Annotated in this window: 3 protein-coding genes; all 3 read left to right on the forward strand. The window is 69.9% G+C overall.

The window, feature by feature from the left end:
- Window positions 1-869, forward strand: an 869-nt coding sequence (locus tag ACYVE9_RS24625) for a M24 family metallopeptidase (protein ID WP_461030099.1), incomplete at its 5' end; no start/stop codon positions are given.
- A gap of 70 nt (window positions 870-939) precedes the next feature.
- Window positions 940-1,506: an elongation factor P gene (efp, locus tag ACYVE9_RS24630; RefSeq protein WP_461030100.1), complete on the forward strand. Its 567-nt coding sequence runs from the start codon at window positions 940-942 to the stop codon at window positions 1,504-1,506.
- Window positions 1,507-1,508: 2 nt separating this feature from the next.
- Window positions 1,509-1,937, forward strand: a complete 429-nt coding sequence (gene nusB, locus ACYVE9_RS24635; protein WP_461030101.1) for a transcription antitermination factor NusB — start codon at window positions 1,509-1,511, stop codon at window positions 1,935-1,937.
- The last annotated feature ends 59 nt before the right edge of the window (window positions 1,938-1,996 follow it).

Below are 1,996 nucleotides of genomic sequence, written 5' to 3' on the forward strand. Positions count from 1 at the left end.
CCGACGGCGGTGACCCGGCGGTGGCGGCGGCGGAACTCGCGGCCCGCGCCGGCAGCACCGTACTGGCCGTGGAGGAACGGCACCTGACCGTGGCCAGGCACCGGCAGCTCGGCGCGGCGGCCCCCCGACTGCGCCTCACGGACCTGGGCGGAGCCGTCGAGCAGCAGCGGCTGGTCAAGGACCGCGAGGAGATCGCCGCGCTGCGCATCGCCGCGGAGATCACCGACCAGGCGCTCGGCGAGCTGCTCGAATCCATCCTGGTCGGCCGCACCGAACGGCACCTGGCACTGGAACTGGAACGCCGACTCGTCGACCACGGCGCCGACGGGCCGGCGTTCCCGACGTCCGTGGCCACCGGCCGGCACTCCGGACTTGCCGGACACGTGCCGAGCGACCGCCGGGTCGAGGAGGGCGATTTCCTCACCGTCCGGCTCGGGGCCCGCTACCGTGGCTACCGCTGCCAGATCGGCCGCACCTTCGTCATCGGCAGCTCGCCCGCCGAGTGGCAGATCGACCTGTACAACCTGGTCTTCGCTGCTCAGCGGGCCGGCCGGGAGGCGCTGGCGCCGGGCACGGAGTGCCGCGCGGTGGATCGGGCGAGCCGCCAGGTACTGGCCGCGGCAGGCCACGGCGAAGCGGTCGGCGAGCGCACCGGGCACGGTGTGGGGCTGGAAATCGGTGAGGACCCTCGGCTGTCGCCGAATGCCATGAGTAAACTGGACGCTTGTGTGCCGGTCACCGTCGAACCGGGGGTCCACCTCCCGGGGCGGGGCGGAGTCCGGATTGATGACACACTCGTCGTCCGCCCCTCCGCAGACGGCGGGCCGGAGCTACTCACCATCACGACCAAGGAACTGCTCGCTCTCTAGTGCCTTCAGGGCCGGGGCGGGCCCCCGTTCCCTGGTCTCCGAAGCAGCAGTCTCAGGAGATTCCGCGACCGTGGCCACCACGAACGACCTCAAGAACGGCATGGTGCTCAAGCTCGACGCGGGCCAGCTCTGGTCCGTCGTCGAGTTCCAGCATGTCAAGCCCGGCAAGGGCCCTGCCTTCGTGCGCACCAAGCTGAAGAACGTGCTTTCCGGCAAGCTCGTCGACAAGACGTTCAACGCCGGCACGAAGGTCGAGACCGCCACCGTCGACCGACGCAGCATGCAGTTCTCTTACATGGACGGCGAGTACTTCGTCTTCATGGACATGAGCACCTTCGACCAGATCCACGTCTCCCGCGAGGTGGTCGGCAGCGCCGCGAACTACCTCATCGAGGGCTTCGAGGCGACGGTCGCCATGTACGAGGGCAACCCGCTCTCCGTCGAACTGCCCGCCGCGGTCGAGCTGGTCATCCAGCACACCGAGCCCGGCGTACAGGGCGACCGCTCCACCGGCGGCTCCAAGCCCGCCCAGCTGGAGACGGGCCACGAGATCGGTGTGCCCCTGTTCATCACCACCGGTGAGAAGATCAAGGTCGACACCCGCACCGGCGATTACCTCGGCCGGGTGAACAGCTAACCGTGGCTGCCCGCAGCAAGTCCCGCAAGCGCGCCTTCCAGATCCTGTTCGAGGCGGACCAGCGCGACGCCACCGTGACGGAGGTGCTCGCGGACTGGCTCAGGCACGCGCGGACCGACAGCCGCCAGCCCCCGGTCGGCGAGTACACCATGCAGCTCGTCGAGGGCTACGCCCAGCACGCAGCCCGGATCGACGAGCTTCTCGCCACCTACGCCGTGGACTGGACTCTGGACCGCATGCCGGTCGTCGACCTCAGCATCCTGCGCCTGGGCGTCTACGAGCTGATCTGGGAGGACGAGACACCCGACGCGGTGGTCCTCGACGAGTGCGTGCAGCTCGCGAAGGAGTTCTCCACCGACGACTCCCCGGGGTTCGTCAACGGCCTGCTGGGCCGGCTGAAGGAACTCAAGCCCAGCCTGCGCCGGGCCTGAAGACCGCCGCACCCGCACCGACGGGGGCGGGCCGCAGGGACGCTGTCAGTCCCGCGGCC

The organism is Streptomyces sparsus (assembly GCF_054776295.1).